Annotated in this window: 15 protein-coding genes and 1 rRNA gene; 1 reads left to right on the forward strand and 15 read right to left on the reverse strand. The window is 30.8% G+C overall.

Annotated features, from left to right (window positions below; all coding sequences use genetic code 11):
* Nucleotides 1-18: 18 nt before the first annotated feature.
* The gene (locus I4V16_RS04640; protein WP_027097291.1) at nucleotides 19-1,596 is read left to right on the forward strand and encodes a DEAD/DEAH box helicase; all 1,578 of its coding nucleotides are present in this window, start codon (nucleotides 19-21) and stop codon (nucleotides 1,594-1,596) included.
* A 42-nt stretch (nucleotides 1,597-1,638) separates the two neighbouring features.
* Here I4V16_RS04640 and I4V16_RS04645 read toward each other — a convergent pair whose 3' ends face one another.
* From I4V16_RS04645 to rrf, 15 genes are all read right to left on the reverse strand, one after another.
* A complete protein-coding gene (locus tag I4V16_RS04645; RefSeq protein ID WP_027097290.1) occupies nucleotides 1,639-1,851 on the reverse strand; it encodes a hypothetical protein in 213 nt (70 codons plus the stop codon).
* A gap of 457 nt (nucleotides 1,852-2,308) precedes the next feature.
* Entirely contained in the window at nucleotides 2,309-4,096 is a 1,788-nt protein-coding gene (locus tag I4V16_RS04650) for an ABC transporter ATP-binding protein (protein ID WP_055185280.1), read from the reverse strand.
* The gene (locus tag I4V16_RS04655; protein ID WP_111937554.1) at nucleotides 4,096-5,832 is read right to left on the reverse strand and encodes an ABC transporter ATP-binding protein; all 1,737 of its coding nucleotides are present in this window, start codon (nucleotides 5,830-5,832) and stop codon (nucleotides 4,096-4,098) included. The genes I4V16_RS04650 and I4V16_RS04655 overlap by 1 nt, the downstream gene beginning before the upstream one ends.
* Nucleotides 5,833-6,154: 322 nt before the next feature.
* Nucleotides 6,155-6,715, reverse strand: a complete 561-nt coding sequence (locus tag I4V16_RS04660) for a DUF5105 domain-containing protein (protein ID WP_111937553.1) — start codon at nucleotides 6,713-6,715, stop codon at nucleotides 6,155-6,157.
* A 135-nt stretch (nucleotides 6,716-6,850) separates the two neighbouring features.
* A complete protein-coding gene (nifJ, locus tag I4V16_RS04665) occupies nucleotides 6,851-10,369 on the reverse strand; it encodes a pyruvate:ferredoxin (flavodoxin) oxidoreductase (RefSeq protein WP_111937552.1) in 3,519 nt (1,172 codons plus the stop codon).
* A gap of 236 nt (nucleotides 10,370-10,605) precedes the next feature.
* Nucleotides 10,606-12,117 (reverse strand): carboxypeptidase M32, encoded by a 1,512-nt coding sequence (locus I4V16_RS04670; protein WP_111937551.1) that lies wholly within the window; start codon nucleotides 12,115-12,117, stop codon nucleotides 10,606-10,608.
* 67 nt (nucleotides 12,118-12,184) lie between these two features.
* Nucleotides 12,185-12,403 (reverse strand): hypothetical protein, encoded by a 219-nt coding sequence (locus tag I4V16_RS04675; protein WP_049179515.1) that lies wholly within the window; start codon nucleotides 12,401-12,403, stop codon nucleotides 12,185-12,187.
* A 30-nt stretch (nucleotides 12,404-12,433) separates the two neighbouring features.
* Nucleotides 12,434-13,411: a dipeptide ABC transporter ATP-binding protein gene (locus I4V16_RS04680; protein ID WP_049179514.1), complete on the reverse strand. Its 978-nt coding sequence runs from the start codon at nucleotides 13,409-13,411 to the stop codon at nucleotides 12,434-12,436.
* Nucleotides 13,412-13,414: 3 nt separating this feature from the next.
* Complete coding sequence (locus tag I4V16_RS04685; protein ID WP_049179513.1) at nucleotides 13,415-14,407, reverse strand: ABC transporter ATP-binding protein; 993 nt, start codon at nucleotides 14,405-14,407, stop codon at nucleotides 13,415-13,417.
* Between the two features lie 11 nt (nucleotides 14,408-14,418).
* Nucleotides 14,419-15,378: an oligopeptide ABC transporter permease gene (gene opp4C / locus I4V16_RS04690; protein WP_080351868.1), complete on the reverse strand. Its 960-nt coding sequence runs from the start codon at nucleotides 15,376-15,378 to the stop codon at nucleotides 14,419-14,421.
* Between the two features lie 11 nt (nucleotides 15,379-15,389).
* Nucleotides 15,390-16,352 carry an ABC transporter permease gene (locus I4V16_RS04695; protein WP_049179512.1) on the reverse strand — a complete coding sequence of 321 codons (963 nt, stop codon included), beginning with the start codon at nucleotides 16,350-16,352 and terminating at the stop codon, nucleotides 15,390-15,392.
* A gap of 127 nt (nucleotides 16,353-16,479) precedes the next feature.
* Nucleotides 16,480-18,192, reverse strand: coding sequence for an ABC transporter substrate-binding protein (locus tag I4V16_RS04700; RefSeq protein ID WP_099330107.1), 1,713 nt, complete (start codon nucleotides 18,190-18,192; stop codon nucleotides 16,480-16,482).
* A 456-nt stretch (nucleotides 18,193-18,648) separates the two neighbouring features.
* Nucleotides 18,649-20,421, reverse strand: coding sequence for an ABC transporter ATP-binding protein (locus tag I4V16_RS04705; RefSeq protein WP_195632027.1), 1,773 nt, complete (start codon nucleotides 20,419-20,421; stop codon nucleotides 18,649-18,651).
* Nucleotides 20,414-22,147: an ABC transporter ATP-binding protein gene (locus tag I4V16_RS04710; protein WP_195632029.1), complete on the reverse strand. Its 1,734-nt coding sequence runs from the start codon at nucleotides 22,145-22,147 to the stop codon at nucleotides 20,414-20,416. Before I4V16_RS04710 ends, I4V16_RS04705 begins: the two co-directional genes overlap by 8 nt.
* A 166-nt stretch (nucleotides 22,148-22,313) precedes the next feature.
* Nucleotides 22,314-22,430, reverse strand: a 5S ribosomal RNA gene (gene rrf, locus I4V16_RS04715).
* Between the last annotated feature and the right edge of the window lie 179 nt (nucleotides 22,431-22,609).

Below are 22,609 nucleotides of genomic sequence, written 5' to 3' on the forward strand. Positions count from 1 at the left end.
ACATGAAGGGAAAATTACATGAAAGAAATTACATTCAGAGATTTAAAATTAAAAGAAACATTATTAAGCGCAATTGATGACTTAGGATATATTAATCCTTCTCAAATTCAAGCTGAGGCTATTCCTTTAGCAATAGAAGGATATGACATAATAGGGCAAGCTCAAACAGGTACAGGAAAGACAGCAGCTTTTGGATGCTCAATAATTAATAATATTAAAAGAGGAAAAGATATATCTTCTATAATATTAACTCCTACAAGAGAATTAGCTATCCAAATATATGAAGAATTAAACAAACTTTCTAAATACGATAAGTTAAAAGTTCTTCCTATATATGGTGGAGATTCAATCACAAGACAAATTAAAGACTTAAAAAGAGGAGTAGATATAGTTGTTGGTACTCCAGGAAGAGTATTAGACTTGATTGGCAGAAAGGCTCTTCCACTATCACATGTACAATTCTTAGTTCTTGATGAAGCTGATGAAATGTTAAATATGGGATTCATTGATGATATTGAAGAAATAATAAAGGAATTACCATCTCAAGAGGAAAGACAAACTTTATTATTCTCAGCTACAATGCCACAACAAATTAAAAAGTTAGCTCAAAACTATTTAAAGAAGGACTATAAAGTAGTAAATATAAAGAAAGTTTCAATGACTGTTTCAAAGATTACTCAAGGTTTCTTTGAAGTTAATCCAAAAACTAAGTTTGAAGCCTTCTGCAGAGTGTTAGATTTAGAAACTCCAGCATCATCAATCATATTCTGTAAAACTAAAAGGGGTGTTGATGAATTAGTTGAAGCACTTCAATCTAAGAGCTACGTTGCTGAAGGTATGCATGGAGATATGTCTCAAATGCACAGAATGAGAACTTTAAAGAGATTTAAAGAAGGTTCATTAAACTTCTTAGTTGCAACTGATGTTGCTGCAAGAGGAATTGACGTAGATGGTGTTACTCACGTATTTAACTATGATTTACCACAAGATGTTGAATCATATGTTCATAGAATAGGAAGAACTGGTAGAGCTAATAGAGAAGGTACAGCTTATTCTTTTGTTACTCCAAGAGAACATTCAATGATTAAGCAAATAAAGAATGTAACTAAAGGATCTATTCCTAAGTTACCAATTCCTACAGTTCAACAAATTATTGACTCAAAGTTCAATAGTAAGTCTAAAGAAATATTAAAAGAACTTAACGATGGTAACTTTGGTAAGTATCTAATACTTGCAAATGAACTATGTGAAAATAATAATCCTGTTGAAGTAGTTGCAACCCTTATGAAGATGCAATTTGATAAAGAAATGAGCTTTGATTATAGTAAGAATGCTTTAGAGGCTCCATCAAGCAATGACGTAAGATTATTCTTCTCTATCGGTAAGAGAGATAAACTTACTCCTAAGGCATTAGTTACTTATATAACTGAAAGAGCTAATATTAGCGGAAAGAAAGTTAATAAAGTAGATATATTAGAAAGCTTCTCCTTTGTAACTGTTGATAAAGATGTATCACAAAAAGTTCTAGAAGCTTGTTCTGGTAATAAAATTAACAAAAGAAAAGTTAATGTAGAAGTTGCTACTAAGAGAAGATAATAAAAAAGGCGAGATATCTCGCCTTTTTTTATTTTATATTTATTATATTCTCACTCCAGCTTCTTCATCTGATATAGGTATTAACGTGTCTCTTAAAAACCCTTTTACTCTACGTGCATAAAAATAAAAATCATCCCCTACTTTGCATCGTATATTAGTATTCTTTTCTATATTGTACTTTTTACCGTTATAATCTTCACCAATAAAAAAGTTTCCTTTTTCTTTTTTGATAATGCATCTGAATGTATCTGACAACTTAATTCCTCCCACTAACGTTTGCACTACCATTTTAATACACTTTTATTATTTTTTCAACATAATATTCCAATTAATTTATTTTATATAAAATTCTTTAACTGTATTCAACAATAAATAATAGATATTTATTATATTAAAAAATCACAAAATGTAGAAAACTATTTAAAGAATATAAATCTAACCTATAACCTACAAATGTATCTTTATTTAACTAGTATCTCTTCAAGATTTTTAGACAAACTATAAATGTAAGGAGTTGATGAACCATGGGAAATAAAAAACAACATAGAACAGACGGAGTAATTAATTCATCAGAAATTAGATTTCCATCGTCTATGAAGTCATTTAATACGCCAACCTCAGAATACTCTTACACTAGAGGGGAACATGCAAGTAAAACTGCATTCCAGGTCCCTACAAAATTTTAAAAAGAAAGGCATTACGCCTTTCTTTTTTATGCTCCTTCATTTAAGAACTCATATTGTGACATATATAAATTATAATAATTTCCTTTAATAGCCATTAAACTTTCATGATTGCCATGCTCTATAATCCTACCATCTTCAACAACCATAATTCTATCGCAGTCTCTAATAGTAGATAATCTATGGGCTATTACAAAGGAAGTTCTTCCTTGTAATAGTTTTTCAATACCTTGTTGCACTAACCTTTCAGTCTTTGTATCTATATTAGATGTAGCCTCATCTAATATTAGAATTCTTGGATCTGCAAGAAGTGCTCTAGCAAATGATATAAGTTGCCTTTGTCCAAGAGATAATCTTGAGCCTCTTTCATTAACTTCAGTATTATATCCCTCTTCAAGATTCATAATAAAATCATGTGCATTAACTGCCTTTGCTGCATTCATTACTTCCTCATCAGTAGCATCTAACCTACCATATCTTATATTTTCCATAATTGTATCTGAAAACAAGAAAGTATCTTGTAGCATTATTCCCATATTAGATCTAAAAGACTCTATATCCAAATCTTTTAGATTTTTACCATCAACTAATATTTCTCCAGAAGTAACATCATAAAATCTACTTAATAAAGATACTATTGTAGACTTACCAGCTCCTGTACTTCCTACTAGTGCTATTCTTTCTCCTGATTCAACTTTAAAACTAACATTCTTTAAAACATTTATTCCATCTTCATATGCAAAGTATACTTTTTTAAATTCCACATCGCCTTTTATATCCTCTACAACTTTTGCATTATCCTTATTTTTTATATTTCCTTTAATATCTAAAATATCAAAAATCCTATCTGCAGCTGATAAGTTAGTTACAAAAGTATTATAAAAGCTTGATATATTCATTATAGGTCTCCAGAACATTCCTACATACATAGAAAAAGCTAATAGGGTACCAATTTCTATTTCTCCATTAATGATTAGATTATATCCAACTGCAAATACCACTACTGTTCCAATTCCCCAAGCAAGTTCAGATAAAGGCCAGAAAAAATCATTAATTCTTACAGCCTTTATAAAGGCTTCTACCACTTGATGAACTAGCTCTTTAAACTTATTACTAGTATGGTCTTCTCTAGCAAATCCTTCAACTACTTTAATGCCTGAAAAATCTTCATGAGTAAAAGCATTTAAATTTGAACGTTTATTTCTATAAACTTCCCAGCGCTTTCTAGAAACTATATCAATAACCACCATTGCAGCACCTAGCAAGGGTAATAAAGCCATACATGCTAATGTTAACTTTACATTTAAAAATAACATTACTACTGAAACACAAATAAAACTTAATAATTCAGGGATTAATGATTGAATACTTTGATTAAATAAATTTTTTAATGCATTAACATCTCCAACCACTCTTGCTAGTATTTTTCCAACTGGCCTACTATCAAAAAACTCAAAAGATAAAGTTTGTATATGAGAATATAGTTCATGTCTTATATTAATTAAAATATTATTAGTTATTTCTGAAATCATATTCCATCTTATTCTTGAAAATACCCATGCAATTAGATTTAAAACAACTAAAACCACTCCTATTAATACTAATCCACTAACATCCTTATTAACAACTTTATCATCAATAGCTACCTTTAAAAGATAAGGATTGATAACTGAACATAGCATTACAAAAAACATTAATAAAATTACTATAACAGATTGTTTTTTATATGGTTTTAAATATTTTGATAATCTAATTATTATATCTTTTTTACTTCTTCTCGTTACCTTTTCATCTTGTTTTGTACTATTTTTAGCCATTATATCGCCTCACTTTCTAAGGCTTCAAAATCTTTAAATTGTTCACGGTAAATATCATAGTATATTCCCTTTTTCTTTACTAATTCATTATGCTTTCCTATTTCTCTTATTTCACCATTTTCTAAATATACTATTATATCTGCATTTTTTACTGCTGAAATTCTATGAGCTATTATAAATGTTGTAGAATTACTTTCCCTTTTCCTTAAATTTGCTAACAACTCATGCTCTGTTTCCATATCTAAGGCTGATGTAGAATCATCTAAAATTAATATAGGGGCTTTCCTTACTAAAGCTCTAGCTATTGATATTCTTTGCTTTTGTCCACCTGATAATCCTACCCCTCTTTCACCAATTTCAGTTTCAAAAGATTGTGGTAAATCCTCTATAAATTCATAGCAACAAGCATCTTTACATGCTTTATCTATTTCATCCTTTGTGGAATTAAGATTACCAAATCTAATATTATTTATAACAGTATCTGAAAATAGAAAGACATCTTGTGGAACTATAGACATATTACTTCTTAATTTATTTAAGTTATAGTCCCTTATATCAACTCCATCAATTAAAACCTCTCCATTGCAAACATCGTAATATCTACCAATTAAATTCATCAAACTAGACTTACCAGAGCCTGTTGTCCCCATAATTGCTACTGTACTTCCTGCTGGTATTTTAAGATTAATATTCTTTAGTACTAAATCTTCATTGTACTTAAATGACACATTTCTAAGCTCTATATCTCCCCTTATATTTTCCGGGAAATATCCATCTTCTTTTCCTTGGATATTAGATATTCTATCCATAATCTTAAATACTTTTTTTGCTGATGCAATAGTTCTTGATAATAAGTCTGTAAGTTGCCCAAGCATTTTCATAGGCCATATCAAGTTCCAAATATAACCACTGAAAGCTACTAATACGCCTAAAGTTATTTCTTCAGTTAAAACAAAGTATCCCCCTAAAATAATCATAATAACTAAAGATATATTTGTTAAAAAATCAATTGGAGGAAAGTGATTTCCCATTATCTTTGCCTGTTCCATATTTAAATCATAGTATGACTTATTTAATTTATAGAACTTTTTAATTTCATACTTTTCCCTAGCAAATGCTTTTACCAATCTTACTCCTGCAATATTCTCTTGAGCTGTTGTATTAATTTCTGCTGTTTTATCACTTATCTTGTCATAACATTCCCCAAACTTTTTCTCAACCTTTATAGCTATTACTCCAATAGGAATCATAACTACAAAGCAAGCTAAAGCAAGTTTCCAATTAAGATAAAAAAGTATAATTGTAGATAAAACAAAATAAAATATATTTTCTACAAACAGTCTTAGTCCATATCCAATGGTTTCCCATATAGTATCTGTATCTTCACCTATTCTTGACATTAGTTCACCGGTATTCATACCATCAAAGTATTGAAACTCTAGCTCTTGTATATGGTTAAATAAATCGTTTTTTAGTTCTTCACTAACCTTACTACTAGATACATCATATAAATATTCTTTTAAATATCCAAAAATTGCTTTAACTACGGATATTCCCACTAGCAATACTATAATCGGTACAAATAATTCCTTTTTCCCACCTATTATCCCTTCATCTAAAAAAACTTTTTGAAGATAAGGAACACATAAATCTACTGCAATTACCCCTAACATTGAGAGGCTTCCAATAATTATGCTCACTTTATACTTGAGCAAATAATTTAATATTCTTTTCATGATGTCACATCCCCTTTTTCTTGTCCATCTACTTTTGATTTATTCTTCTAAAGAATAAAAAAAGGTCATGGTAATACCATGACCTAAAAGTACATTGCTGCAGTTATACAAAAAGGTCATGGAACTATAGTCCATGACCTCTAATACTTCAAAATAAACCAATAAAGGTAAATCTTATTTAATCTTCTCAAATAAGATAGGACTATAGAAATATTCTTTTATTCTTATACTTACACTAATTAAATTAAACATAATCCTACCTCCTTTTAAATATTTTTACCATTTATTTCATTGTATATGTGTATCTAAATTTTGTCAATTATTATTTTAATAAACTATTCATATCTGCTTCTGTAATACCTAAAATAACCTCCAAAAGCGAATCATCCTCTACAACCTTCCAGTCATCACCTGACTTTGTTAGATTCACTACACCAGTTCTTTCCTCTACTGGTGCATCATTAATTGATTTTACTAATACATCAGTAACTAATTTTTCAGTTTCTTCATCAGTCATATTAGCAGCACCACTCTTCATAGCCTCTGCCATTAAATTTCCCATGAAGTTACCTATTACAGTTTTAAAACTTACCCCTTTAATAGTTACATTAACTGTAGCTTTTTCTCCATCAATTTTTTCATCTGTTGGTGAAACCTCTAATTTTCCTAACATATTTATCATTGCATCTGCAGCCTCTTTAGGCATGTCCTCATCTGATAACTGTGCAGCTATCATTTGTTGTGCTATCTTACTTTCAGTTCCACTTTTTACATCTTTAAAATAGTCAGTTACATATTCTTTTGGGCCTTTACTACCTCCACACCCTACTAATAAGAAAATTGAAAGTATTAAAGACATTAATATTGATATTTTCTTTTTCATTATACCCCTCCTCCATTATAATTTACTACCTTTTATAGTATTTGTAAATAATTAACATGTTGCCTTAAATTTTTTTAAGGTAACATGTTTTTAAAGAAAAAAGGCTGCATCATAACAATGCAACCTTCTAATTTATTATTCTTCACTTGCAAATTTCTTATATTTATTATATCTTTCTAATGCATCTTCTTCTGTTTTCTTAAATAACTTTTCAGCTGTTTCTGGGAATGTTTGTGCTAATGATGCATATCTTACTTCTCCCATTAAGAAATCTCTAAAGTTTGCTTTTGGCTCCTTAGAATCTAAGCTGAATGGATTCTTCTTTCCTAGAAGTTCTGGATTATATCTATATAATGTCCAGTATCCACAATCAACTGCTCTTCTTTCCTCTTCTTGTGAATTTGACATTCCTATCTTAATTCCATGAGCTATACATGGTGCATAAGCAATTACTAATGATGGTCCATCATAGCTTTCTGCTTCTGTAATAGCTTTTATAGTTTGATTCTTATCAGCACCCATAGCAACTTGAGCAACATAAATATATCCATATGTCATTGCTATAGCTCCTAAGTCTTTTTTCTTTGTTCTCTTACCTGATGCGGCAAACTTAGCTACTGCTGCTGTTGGAGTTGACTTTGATGATTGCCCTCCTGTATTAGAATAAACTTCTGTATCAAAAACTAATACATTAACATTTTCTCCGGAAGCTAGAACGTGATCAAGTCCTCCATAACCAATATCATATGCCCAACCGTCTCCACCAAATATCCATTGGGATCTCTTAACAAAGAATTCTTTATCATTAAGTATCTTTTTAGCTATCTCACTATTTTCCTTTTGAAGAACTTTTTCTAGTTTATTAGCTCTCTCTCTTGTTCCTTCACCAACATTCATATTATCTAACCAATCCTGTAATACAGCTTTGGTTTCCTCAGACATATCAGACTCTAATGCTTTTCTAACGTTATTAGCTATTCTAGTTCTTATTGTTTTTACAGCTATAAACATACCTAATCCATATTCAGCATTATCCTCAAATAAAGAGTTAGCCCAAGCAGGACCATTTCCTTCTTTATTTGCTGTATATGCCATTGCACTTCCCCCAGAAGCCCATATAGATGAGCATCCTGTAGCATTGGATATCATCATTCTATCTCCAAATAGTTGTGTTACTAACTTAGCATAAGGTGTTTCACCACATCCTGCACAAGCGCCATTATATTCAAGTAGTGGCTGTTCAAATTGGCTACCCTTAACTGTAGTTTTCTTCATAGGATTTGGTTTTACAGAAAGTTCTTCTACAGCATAGTTCCAACATTCTATTTGTTCATGTTGACTATCCTGAGGCTTCATTACTAATGCCTTACCTGGTGCTGGACATGTTTCTACGCAGTTACCACAACCAGTACAGTCTAAAGGAGATACACCTATCATGTAATACATTGCCTCTCCTTTAAATCCATTAGCAGGTATTATTTTCATACCTTCAGGAGCATTTTCTTTTTCCTTTTCATTTATAAGGAATGGTCTAATTGTTGCATGTGGACATACGTAAGAACATTGATTACATTGAATACAATTTTCAGGTATCCATTCAGGAACATTTACTGCTATACCTCTCTTTTCATATGCAGTTGTTCCAGACATAAATGTTCCGTCTGTCATATCAGCATTTACAAAAGCTGATACAGGTAGTTTGTTACCTTCTAGCTTATTCATTGGTTCACAAATATTCTTTATGAAGTCTGGAACATCCATATTTTCTTCAATTTTTCCATCTTCTTTTGCATCCTTCCATGAATCTGGAATATCTATTTTAACTATAGCATCTAAACCTGCATCAATAGCCGCATGATTCATTTTAACAATCTTTTCACCTTTTTTGCTATATGTATTAACTACAGCTTCCTTCAAGTACTTAATAGCATCCTCTACTGGAATTATATTAGCAACTTTGAAAAATGCTGATTGCATTATCATATTTATTCTTCCACCAAGCCCTACTTCCTGAGCAATCTTAACAGCATTTATTATATAGAACTCAATATCGTTATTAGCTATGTATCTTTTTAAATTTGCAGGTAATTTTTCATCTACTTCTTCTGGTGACCAAATAGTATTTAAAACAAATTTACCACCCTTTTTAAGGCCATCTAATACTGGAAATGTATATACATAGGCTTGATTGTGACAAGCTACAAAGTCTGCTCTATCAACTTCGTAATGAGCCTTAATTGGAGTTTTTCCAAATCTTAAGTGAGATACAGTAACTCCTCCAGATTTTCTTGAATCATATGAAAAATATGCTTGAGCATACATTTCTGTATGATCCCCTATAATTTTTATAGCACTCTTGTTAGCACCAACTGTACCATCTGAACCTAAGCCCCAGAACTTACAAGCTGTTGTACCTTCTTGGGCTACATCTATATCCTTAACTGGTTCTAGTGAAAGATTAGTAACATCATCTATGATACCAATAGTAAATCTATCCTTTGGCTTACTTTCTGAAAGATTCTTAAATACAGCTGCAATATCCGATGGTGTAGGATCTTTTGATCCAAGGCCAAATCTTCCGCCAATAATCATAGGAGCACTTTCTTTTCCATTATATGCTTTTACAATATCTAGGTATAACGGCTCTCCAATTGATCCTGGCTCCTTTGTTCTATCTAATACAGCGATTTTCTTAACAGAAGTAGGTATAGCCTTAAGAAGCTTTTCTACTGAAAAAGGTCTATATAACCTAACCTTAACTAATCCTACTTTTTCTCCATTTTTATTTAAATAGTCAACTACTTCCTCAACAACCTCGGAAACTGCACCCATTGAGATAATAATTCTATCTGCATCTTTTGCTCCATAATAGTCAAAGCAATGATACTCTCTTCCTGTAAGCTTTGTTATTTCGCTCATATAGTTTTCAACTACATCTGGTATATCCTCATAATATTTATTAATGGACTCAGCCATTTGGAAATACACATCTGGATTTTGTGCTGTCCCTCTAGTAACAGGATGGTTAGGATTTAAAGCTGAATTTCTAAAATCCTCTAATGCTTCATAATCTATAAGTTTTGCAAGTTCTTCTTGCTCAATAACTTCAACCTTTTGAAGTTCATGAGATACTCTAAAGCCATCAAAGAAATTTAAAAATGGCATTCTTTTCTTTATAGCTGTTAAATGTGCCACCCCTGATAAATCCATGACCTCTTGAACAGAACCTTCACAAAGCATAGCAAATCCTGTTTGCCTTGCTGCCATTACATCTTGGTGATCACCAAATATACTTAAAGAAGATGTAGCTATTGCTCTTGCTGAAACGTGTATAACAGCTGGTAACCTTTCTCCCATCATCTTATACATATTAGGTATCATTAAAAGTAATCCTTGAGAAGCTGTATATGTTGAACTTAAAGCACCACCTTGAAGCGACCCATGTAATGCACCTGCTGCCCCTGCTTCAGATTGCATTTCTACAACTTTTACTGGCTCTCCAAATATATTTTTCTTTCCTTTTGCAGCCCACTCATCAACAGTTTCTCCCATAGGTGTTGATGGTGTAATTGGATAGATTGCTGCAACTTCAGTGAACCCATAAGAGATATGAGCTGCTGCTGTATTTCCATCCATTGTTTTCATTTTCCTCATACTGTTCCCTCTTTCTATTTTAAAATTTTATATACTAATTCAACAAATATATCTTTTACAAATATTAATAAATATATTTATAATATTTAGTATTTCTAACAATAATCTTTTTATTTATCAAAGAATATTTTTAAGATGAACTGTTAATAATACTAGTAGACCTATGATATATAAAATTTAATAAGAAACAAAAAATAGAGCACTACCTTTTTATAAGTAATGCTCTATTTTTATACCTATTTTAAATCATATAACTTTGTATATTTTTCTTCTAAATAGTCTAAGAAATACCTTGTTTTAAGTTCTTCTCCTGTTACTTTCCTAACTAATTCATCAGGAGTATATATTCCTCCATGAACATGAATATTATCTTTTAACCAGTTATTTATATACGTTAAATCTCCATTAACCACTTCTGTTATAGCCCTTGGATTATCCTTTAACATTGTATTTAGGAACTGTCCACCATAAAGGTTACCTAAAGCATAGCTTGGGAAATATCCTATATTACCTGCAGACCAATGCATATCTTGAAGAACCCCCTCTTCATCATCCTTTGGTGAAACCCCTAAATATTCCTCATATTTTTTATTCCACACCTTAGGTAAATCTTCCACCTCTATTTCTCCATTTATAAGTGCTTTTTCAATTTCATATCTGATTATTATATGAAGACTATAAGTTAATTCATCTGCCTCTATTCTTATTAGAGATGGTTTAACACAATTTACCCCCTCATAAAACCCCTCTAAAGTTATATCTGATAAACTTGGGAACTTTTCTTTTATATGAGGTAGAATAAAGCTTAAAAATTCTTTACTTCTTCCTACTATATTCTCATAAAATCTTGATTGCGATTCATGAATTCCCATTGAAGCACCACCATCAAGCCCTGTATTTATAAGAGTATCTGGAATATGTTGTTCATATAATGCATGTCCACCTTCATGTATAATACTAAAGATATTAGATAATAAATTATCCTCATAATAATGTGTAGTAATTCTTACATCCTTATTTCCCATATTTAAAGTAAATGGATGTGTAGTTTCATCTAATCTACCAGCTTCTTTATCAAACTTTATTACATCTAGCAAATATTCACTTAATTCTTTTTGTGCTTCTATAGAATATAGTCCCTCTAATAATTCACTAGTAACTACCTTATTACTATTTTTAATTCTACTTAATAGATTTAAAATTCCTTCTTTTAACTCATTAAATAACTTATCTACCTTTTTAACTGTAAGTCCTTCTTCAAATTGATTTAGTAATGCATCATATCTATTTTCTTCATATCCATAATATTCAGTAAATTCCCTTAATAAAGAAACTATATTTTCTAACTTTGGTTTAAATATTTCAAAATCCTTTTTAGCTTTTGCTTCTTCCCAAGCTGCTTCTCCTAAAGATGTTGCTACTGTATATTCCTCAAATTTATCTTGTGGAATATTTTTTATTTCATAATAACTCTTTTTTAATACTTTTATCATAGATCTATCAACTAAATCTAATTCATTCATAATAGGTTCAAAGAAATCAATAAATTCTTTAACCTTATCTGAAGTTACCATCTTAAATATTTCTCCAGATAAAAATCCTAAAGTGCTCGCTCTTTGTTCAGTTGCTTTAGATGGCATACTCATTTTCATATCCCAATATGCTAAGGAGCTTAGTTTACCAAGTTCACTTATTCTTTGGTTGTACTTTTTAACTTCTTCTAACTTTTCTTGAATTTTTAAGTCCATATTTTTCCCCCTTAATAATAATTAAAATAGCCTCGAAGAAAATTAATTCTCCGAGACTTAATTAAAGCTATAACCAAACCTGAGTTAGAAACAACATTACTAAAAAATAAATTAATAATATTCCTAACACAAATGGTAGTACTAATTGAAACATTGCAACTATAAGGGCTATGATATCTCTTCCAGGAAGATTTTCCGCTTTAAGCTTCTTTATGCCTTCCTCTAGTTCACGCTTCTTTCTATTTTTATCTTCTATCTTTTCTATGTTTCTCTCAAATATTGCCACTAAAGCGCCCCCTTATAATCTATTTAAATTTTATATTTCTCCAACTCTATGACAAGCAACAAAATGTCCTTCTTTAATCTCTCTGTATTCAGGCGCTTCTTCCTTACATTTATCAGTAGCGTATGGACATCTTGTATGGAACTTACATCCCTTTGGAGGATTAGCAGGTGAAGGTATATCTCCTGTTAATATAATTCTATCTCTCTTAATTGTTGGGTCTGGTATTGGAATAGCAGAAAGTAATGCCTTTGTATAAGGATGTAATGGATTATCAAATAATTCATCCTTATCTGCAAGTTCAACCATTGATCCTAAGTACATAACTCCAACTCTTTGACATAAATGTTCAACAACAGATAAGTCATGTGATATGAACATATATGAGAATCCTTTTTCTTTTTGTAGCTTTACTAATAAATTTATAATTTGTGCTTGAATAGATACATCAAGTGCAGATACAGGTTCGTCAGCAACAATGAACTCTGGATCAAGTGCTAGTGCTCTCGCAATACCTATTCTTTGTCTTTGTCCACCTGAAAATTCATGTGGAAATCTATCTATTTGATATTCAGCAAGCCCACATAGATCCATTACTTCTAAAACTTTAGCTCTTAAGTTTTCTTTAGTAGCCATTTTATGATCTATTAAAGCTTCCCCAATTATTTGTCCAACTGTCATTCTTGGATTTAGTGAAGAATATGGATCTTGGAATATTAATTGCATCTTAGGTCTAAGTGCTCTCATTTCCTTTTTACTTAATTTACTTAAGTCTTGGTCTTTAAAGTATACTTTCCCCCCTGTAGGCTTAAGTAATTGAAGTATAGCTCTACCAGTTGTAGATTTACCACAACCTGATTCTCCAACTATTCCTAAAGTTTCTCCTTTTCTTACCTCTAAAGATACACCATCAACAGCTTTTACATTACCTATAGTCTTAGAAAAAAATCCACCCTTTATTGGAAAATATTTTTTTAGATTTTCTACTTTTAGTATAACTTCTTGTTCCATCTACTAATTTTCCTCCTTTGATGCATTTTCTTCATATAACCAACAAGCTACCTTATGGTTATCTTCTATTAATCTTAAATGTGGTATTGTATTCTTACATTCTGGCTTACAATATTCACATCTTTCACTGAAATAACAAGAATCTGGTATTCCAACAGGATTAGGAACTTGTCCAGGTATAGAATATAATTCCTCTTTTCTTTCAGTAATTATAGGCTTTGACTTTAAAAGTCCCTTTGTATATGGATGAGATGGATTTTTGAATATCTCCATAACTCCACCTTCTTCAACAACCTTACCTGCATACATAACAACAACATAGTCTGCCATTTCTGCAACAACCCCAAGATCATGAGTTATTAATAAGATTGATGTATTAAGATCTTTTTTTATTTTTCTCATTAAATCAAGAATCTGTGCTTGTATTGTAACGTCTAATGCTGTTGTTGGTTCATCTGCAATTAGGAGCTTTGGCTTACAAGCAAGCCCCATAGCTATCATAACTCTTTGTCTCATACCACCTGATAGTTCATGCGGATAACAATCAACAATTTCATTAGCTCTAGGTATTCCTACCTCTTCTAATAATCCTATTGCTCTCTTTCTAGCAGTTTTCTTATCTAAACCTTCGTGTAAAATCAAAGGTTCCATAACTTGAAATCCTATTGTAAATGTTGGGTTAAGAGAACTCATTGGTTCTTGGAATATCATTGCGATATCCTTACCTCTAATACTTCTCATTTCTGCATCAGTTGCTTTAACTAAATCTTTTCCTTCGAAAAGTATTTCTCCACCATCATTAAAGCCAGTATCCTTAGATACTAATCCCATAATACTCATAGCTGTAATTGATTTACCACATCCTGATTCACCAACTACACATACAGTTTCACCTTTTTTGACCTTAAAAGAAACATCATTTACTGCTTTAACTATTCCTGCTTCTGTTTTGAAAAAGGTTTTTAAGTTTTTTACTTCTATTAAATTTTCACTCATACCTCTTCCTCCTATCTTCTCTTCTTAGGGTCAAGTGCATCTCTTAGGGCATCCCCAAATAGATTAACTGCCATTACTGTAATTACCATACAAGCACCTGGTGGCATCCAAAGCCATGGTCTTTTTTGTAAATCAATTGCTTTATTTGATGCTGAAATCATATTTCCCCATGATGGTGTAGGTTCAACTACCCCCATACCTAAATAACTTAATGCTGATTCAGTAAGTATTGCAGATGCAACTCCTAGTGTAGCATTAACAATTATTGTAGGGATAACATTTGGAATTAAATGTTTTATAATCTTTCTAGTATCTTTAAGTCCTAATGATTCTGTAGCTTGCATAAATTCTTGCTCTCTTAAAGATAATATTTCTCCTCTAACCAACCTTGCAATAGATGGCCAAGAAAGTAAACCAAGCATAAACATCAATGCTACTATTCTCATATTAGGATTTACTTTTAAATCAGACAACATACTTCCCATTAAAATTACTATTGGTAAAAATGGTATTGATAAGAATATATCTGTAAATGCCATTAAGAAATAATCTATTTTCCCACCATAATATCCTGCTATAGAACCTACTAAAGTACCTACAACAACTGATATAACAACTGATACTACACCAACTGCTATTGAAATTCTTCCACCAACCATAACTCTTGTAAGTACATCTCTTCCAAGATAATCAGTACCAAACCAATGTTTTAGAGATGGTGCTGCTTTAACTAAGGCACTTCTATCATTATAACCATATGGAGATAATAAAGGTCCTATAAAGGAAAATACAAACATAAATATTAATAAAGCCAACCCTATCATTGCAAATTTATTTTGCTTTAGTCTTCTTAAAACTAATTTTCCAGGGGATTCAATTTCATAATTTGTTGCATGTTTTTTTTCAACATTAGATTCATCTATTTCTTTTGCTTCTATTTGTTGCTTGTTTTTCTTTAATTTATCTAGCATTGTTTCCCCTCCTACTTTAGTTTTATACGTGGATCAACCACTGCATAAAGAATATCTGATAGTAAATTACCCATTAAAGTAAGTACAGCCATGAACATATTAAAGCCCATAAGTAAAGTATAATCTCTATTTAATATTGCTTCATATCCTATCCTACCTATACCTGGCCATACAAATATTGTTTCAGTAATAAGTGCACCTGCAAATAAACCAGGTAAACTCATACCAATATAAGTTATGACTGGAATCAATCCATTTCTTAAAGCATGTTTATAAATAACAACCTTCTCTTTTAGACCTTTGGCTCTAGCTGTTCTTATATAATCTTGATTAATTACTTCAAGCATAGCTGTTCTAACGTATCTTATTAAAGACCCTGCTTGTAAGATAGTTAAACTAACAACTGGTAATACCATATGAATCAGTACATCCTTGTAATGAGCAGCTCCTGTTAAACTAGAGCCTGCTGTAGTCATTCCCCCTATAGGAAATAATTTAATCTTTAATGAAAATGCATTTATAAGCATAAGTCCAAGTAAAAAAGATGGCAATGATATAGAAACAAATGTCAGTATTGTAGTTGCTTTATCTGCAAATGAATACTGTTTTGTTGCACATACTATACCTAATGGAATAGCAATTAATATAGATAATAAAAATGCTGTTCCAGCTAAAACAAATGAATTCCAAGCATAATCTTTTATAATTTCACTTACTGGTTGTCTTAACTTAAGAGACTCATCAAAATCTCCTTTTACTGCTTTTTTAAGCCAGTTTACATATCTTTCTCCAAAAGGCTTATCAAATCCGTATACCTCTTTTAACTGTTCTAACTTTTCTACTGTCATATTAGGATTAACCTTAGTATCCAGGAAATTTCCTGGTGCTAAATCAATAACCTTAAATAACAATAAAGAGATTATTAACAACGTCGGTATCATTTTCAATACTCTTTTTACTGTATATTGTAACATTTTCTCTCCCCATTTCTCAGCTCGTTAATTACATTTACTTGAATAATTAGAAAAATAAACTAATTTATTCTTCTAATTATTAGAGGCATTTCATTATGAAATGCCTCACAAATTAATTAGTGAACTATTATTCTGCTAAAGTTGCCTTATAAAGGTTCCAAGTATAGTGAACAAATGGTGAGTTTTCTAATCCTTTAACTCTTCCATTGTAAGCCCACATATCACTTCTTTGATATACAAATATATATGGTAAATCATTATTTAATTCAGTATATAATTGCTTATATAACTCTTTAGCTTTTTCTTTATCTAATTCTTTATTAATTTGATCATATAATTTGTCAACCTTCTCGTTGCTGTAATTTGTCTTATTTTGAGAACCATTTGTTCCATAAACATCCATGTCGTTAGGGTCATTAGTTAATCCCCAAGCCATGAACATCATATCCCAATCATTACCTTGTTGCTTTTCTCTCATAGCAGTGAAGTCCATCTTTTCATTAGTGTACTTAACTCCTAATGCTTTCCAGTCACTATCAGATACTGAAAGTATTGAATCTACAACATCATTATCAGCAGAACCAGTAAAGTTAATTGTTAATTTAACTCCATCTTTCTCTCTGATTCCATCTGCTCCTACTTTCCAACCAGCTTCGTCTAAGATTTTCTTAGCTTCTTCTAAGTTATATTCGTATTTATTATCACCCTCATAGTAAGCCCATGAAGCTTTTGTTTGTGGAACATTTATAACTTCAGCATACTTATTAAAGATTGAAGAAGTTATAGTTTGTCTATCTAAAGCAACTGTTAATGCCTTTCTAACTGCTGGATCTTTAAATTGTGGTTTGTTATGATTAAAGCAAATATATCCGTAACCATTTGTTGGATATAATTTGTATCCAAGATATCCTAATTCTTCACTATGACTTACATTATCTTCACTTACTGATAATTCAACAAAATCAATATTACCAGCTTCTAACATTTGAAGTTTTGTAGCTTCAGTAGTAACTTTATAAACTATATTCTTAATTCCAGGTTTTCCAAGAACAAAGTTATCATTAGCTTCTAGAACTAATTCTTGTCCCTTCTTGTAGCTCTTGAAATTATAAGCTCCTGATGTTGGACCTGGATTTGTAAATGTATCTTTTAATTTATCTGTATGCCCTTGAGAATAGTACTTAGCCATGTACGCTGCATTAACTGGTTGAGTACCTCCTAATACTATTTCAGCTGAAGAGCTCTTTTCTACTAATGTAAACTTAACAGTTTTATCATCAACTATTTCAACACCTGATACTGAATCAGCTTTTCCTTCAAAATATTCTTGAGCTCCCTTAATTTTTACTCTTCCTGTTCTATAGTCTGCAATCCCTGTGTAGCTACTATCACAAGCTATCTTTATTGCCATTTCTACATCTTTTGCAGTAACATCTGTTCCATCAGACCACTTTGCGTCTTTCTTAATCTTATAAGTATAAGTTAGACCATCTTCTGAAATTTCTGGTAATCCTGCTAGGTATTCTCCCATAGAACCATCAGCTTGAGGTACTGTTAATGCACCGAACATTAATTCAGTTGGATACATGTCATATGCACTTTCTGCGTACAATGGATTAAATACTCCATCTGGTACAATAGTACCAATTACTAAAGTATCCTTTCTATTTTTTGCAACTTCAGGATTATTAGTCATATCCTTAGCTTCATATGTTGTAACAACATCTGATGATAAATCTGTAGTACCACCATTACCTCCGTTATCACTTCCTCCGCATCCTGCTAATACAGATACAGAAAGAGCTGCTGATAACGCAATAGCTATTTTTTTACGTTTCATGTTTTTATCCCCCTTTATTTTTTATGTATGATTATTGCTTTATATAATTCAATATATTCATATTAACTAACATTTTATGTTAATCTTTTTATAAATATACTGACTATATTCATTACTAAGGTATTTATAATAAAAGGGTATCAGACAAGTTAATTACGTCTAATCACCCCATTGTTATCTAGCCGTTCCTTATAATACCTAGTTACCAAAATTGTACCATATAATTAATATAATAGTAGGTGGCTTGTCCTTTGTCAATATTCTTCAATAAATTTCTTATATTTTTAATAGTTTAATATAAAAATACATGGTACTCTTAGCAATTTAATATTTTGTTATAAATTTTACAATTCTTTATATTAATTTGTCAATTCATTTTTTAACAATTACATTATTATAATTCAAGCAAAAAAGACTCAATGAAATAACCTTAGATTATTCATTGAGTCTTTTTTATTATTTATTTGCAAACTGACTATTGTATAATTTTTCATAGAACCCTTTATAATTCATTAGTTCTTCATGTGTACCTTTTTCAACAATATCTCCATCATTAATAACTAATATTAAATCTGCATTTCTTATTGTAGATAATCTATGAGCAATTACAAAACTTGTTCTACCACTCATTACGTTTTTCATTGCATTTTGAATCATAAGTTCTAATCTTGTATCTACTGAACTAGTAGCTTCATCAAGTATTAAAATAGCAGGGTCAGCTAATATTGCTCTAGCAATAGTAAGTAATTGTTTCTCACCTTGAGATATATTTGAGGCTTCCTCATTTAGAATCATATCATATCCATCTGGTAGTGTTTTAATAAAATGATGTACATTTGCAACTTTTGCTGCATTTATAACTTCTTCATCACTTGCATCAAATCTTCCATATCTAATATTATCTTTTATTGTGCCTTTATAAAGCCATGTATCTTGAAGTACCATTCCAAACATCTTTCTTAAGGCTTCACGCTTCATATCTCTAATATCTACACCATCAATTTTAATAGATCCTCCTTGAATCTCATAAAATCTCATTAGTAGATTGATAATTGTTGTTTTTCCTGCACCAGTTGGTCCAACTATTGCAACCATCTGACCGCTTTTTATATCTACATTCAAATCTTTAATAAGAGTTTTATCTTCAGAATAGCCAAATTTAACATGATCAAAGCTTACATTTCCCTTTGGGTCCTTTAGTGTAATTGAATCTACTTTGTCTTTTATTTGTTCTTCTTCATCTAAGATTTCTATTACTCTTTCCATAGCTGCTACTGCTGATTGCATAGCAGAAGATAATTGAGTTACTTGCGATAAAGGTTGGTTTATTTGCCATATATATCTTATGAAGGCTTGTAAATTTCCTGTAGTAATTATTCCCCTAATTGCATCTATAGCTCCTATTGCCCCTATTATAGCAATGCCGATATAACTAACTAATGAAACAAGTGGAGACATTGTGCTTGATATAAACTGTGCTTTAAATCCAGTTTTACAAAGTTCATCATTGGTTTCCATAAACTCTTTTATAGAATCTTCTTGTTTTCCATAAAGCTTTATTTCATTAAAGCCAGTATACATTTCTTGTACTTTACCATTTAACTTTCCTAGTGCCTTCTGTTGTCTATAAAATAGGTTTTGTGATTTACTTACAATAAATCTTGATACTAATATACTTAACGGAATTATAAAAATAGCTATGAATGCCATTTTTATATTTATAGTAAACATCATTATAAGTGCAAGAGTAATTGATAGAAATGAATTTACAACTTGCACAAAGCTTTGTTGAAGGGCATTAGATATTGTATCTACGTCATTAGTTATTCTACTTAATACATCTCCATAACTATTCCCATCAAAATAGCTTATTGGTAACCTTCTTATCTTATCTTGCACAGCATTTCTAAGTCCTTTTACTGTATTTTGAATTGCATTAGTTAAAAGAAAACTTGCAATATAAGTTGAAGCAGTACTTGAAACATAAACTACTCCTAAGACTATCATTACCTTTATTACGTATCTAAAATTAACTCCTGCGCCCTCAATTCCCTTCATTATATTGAAAGAATCCTCAGTTAATTGAGTGATTATTAATCCTTCAGTTACTGGAGCTAATGCATTAAATATTGCAGCTGAAATTATAAAAATTATGGCTCCAAAAAATGCCCATCTGTAAGGTTTTATAAAAGGAGAAATTTTCTTAACTATAACTTTAAACTTATTCATATTCTAATTCCTCCTTTGTTAATTGAGATGATGCAATTTCATTATAAATTGTACAAGTTTTTAATAACTCTTTATGCTTTCCTATTCCAACTATTTCTCCTTCATTTAGAACTACAATTCTATCTGCCTCCATTATAGATCCAACTCTTTGAGCAACCACTAACACAACAGACTCTTTTGTTTCTTCCTTAAGTCTTTCCCTAAGTATTGAATCCGTCTTAAAATCTAAGGCTGAAAAGCTATCATCAAATATATATATTTCTGGCTTTCTAACTAATGCTCTAGCAATAGATAATCTTTGCTTTTGTCCTCCAGAAACATTCTTACCACCTTCACTTATTATTTCTTCAAATTGTTTAGGTTTCTTTGATATGAAATCATATGCTTGAGCTACCTTTGCAGAATGAATTACTTCACCTGTTTTTGCATTTTTCTTACCAAACTTTATATTGCTAGATATACTTCCTGTAAATAATAAAGTCTTTTGTGGTATAAAACCTATTTTCTTTCTTAAAGCCTTAAGGTCATAATCTCTTACATCAACACCATCAACTTTTATACTCCCCTCAGTAACATCATAAAATCTAGGTATAAGATTTATTAATGTACTTTTACCACTTCCTGTACTTCCTATAAATGCAATCATTTCTCCCTTCTTGCATTTAAAAGATATGTTTTTAAGTACTGGCTCTTCTCCATTAGGATAAACAAATGTTACATTATCAAACTCAACTTCACCCTTTACTTCTGTTTGCTTTACTCCATTTTCAGGATTTTTAATTAAAGGTTCTTCATTTAATAATTCCTCAATTCTATTAGCAGATACCTGTGCTTTTGGATACATTACAAATACCATTGAAAATAACATTAATGAGAACATTGCATGAAATAAATATTCTATAAATGCAACTAGCTCTCCTATTTGAAGAGTACCAGAATCTATCATATTACTGGAAACCCAGAATATTGCTAAGATTGCTACATTAAGTAACAAAAAGAATGATGGCTGTGACACTGCCATCAGCTTAAATAACTTTTTAGATACACTTGCATATGCTTCATTTGTATCTTCAAAACGTTCTTTTTCATGATTATCATTACCAAATGCCCTTATAACTCTTATACCTGTTAGATTTTCTCTAGATATTCTATTTAATTTATCTAGTCTTTTTTGCTGAGTTTCAGATAATGGCTCAGATATTTTAGCAATAATAATAACCCCTATAACTATAAATGGTACAGTAATAGCAAGTACTGTTGATAGCTTTACACTAGTTCTAAGTATTAGCACTAGACTAATTCCAAACATAACAGGAGTTAATACTGCCGTCCTTAAAAGGGTATTAACAAATTGCAGTAAAACAAATGCATCATTTGTAGTTCTTGTAATCATTGATGATATACCAAACTTATCATATTCACTATGAGAAAATTCTTGAGCTTTCTTAAAAATATCATTTCTTATATCCCTAGTAATTCCGGTGGATATTTTAGCTGAACAATATCCTAAAAGAATTGTTCCTGCAACACCTAGAATTGAAATAATTACTATAATTCCACCCATCCTTTTTATATATTGAATGTCTTTATTAGCTATTCCACTATCAATTACTTTTGCCATTATAGTTGGTATTCCTAACTCTACTAAGGCAAATCCAAATACTGATATAACATTAATAACTACTAATAACTTATAATTCTTTAAATACTTCAATATCAGCTTCATCTTCTTCTTATCCTCCTTTATTAATTATGTATTTCTCATTCAATTATATATCATATAATATATTATCTATTATTGTACATATTTTTATTTGTAAAAAAGTGGAGTAAATATTTATTTTCCTTGTTCCATAACAAAAAAAAGAATAGCTATTGCTATTCTTTTTATAACTTGGCAACGTCCTACTCTCCCACACGGTCTCCCATGCAGTACCATCGGCGCTATAGAGCTTAACTTTCCTGTTCGGTATGGGAAGGAGTGTTTCCTCTATGCCATCATCACCAAATGCCTGACATTCCAAATTTTATATTTGGTTACTGGAAGGTATGCAATCCCTTAGGATTGTATTCCTTAATCAGAGTTGTTCTCTGAAAATTGCACATAATCATTGAAATATCTTTAACTTGGTCAAGCCCTCGACCTATTAGTATCAGTCAGCTACATACATTACTGCACTTACACCTC

This window comes from Clostridium sp. 1001283B150210_160208_E6, assembly GCF_015669365.1.
In the GTDB taxonomy this organism is placed as follows: Bacteria; Bacillota; Clostridia; order Clostridiales; family Clostridiaceae; genus Clostridium; species Clostridium paraputrificum.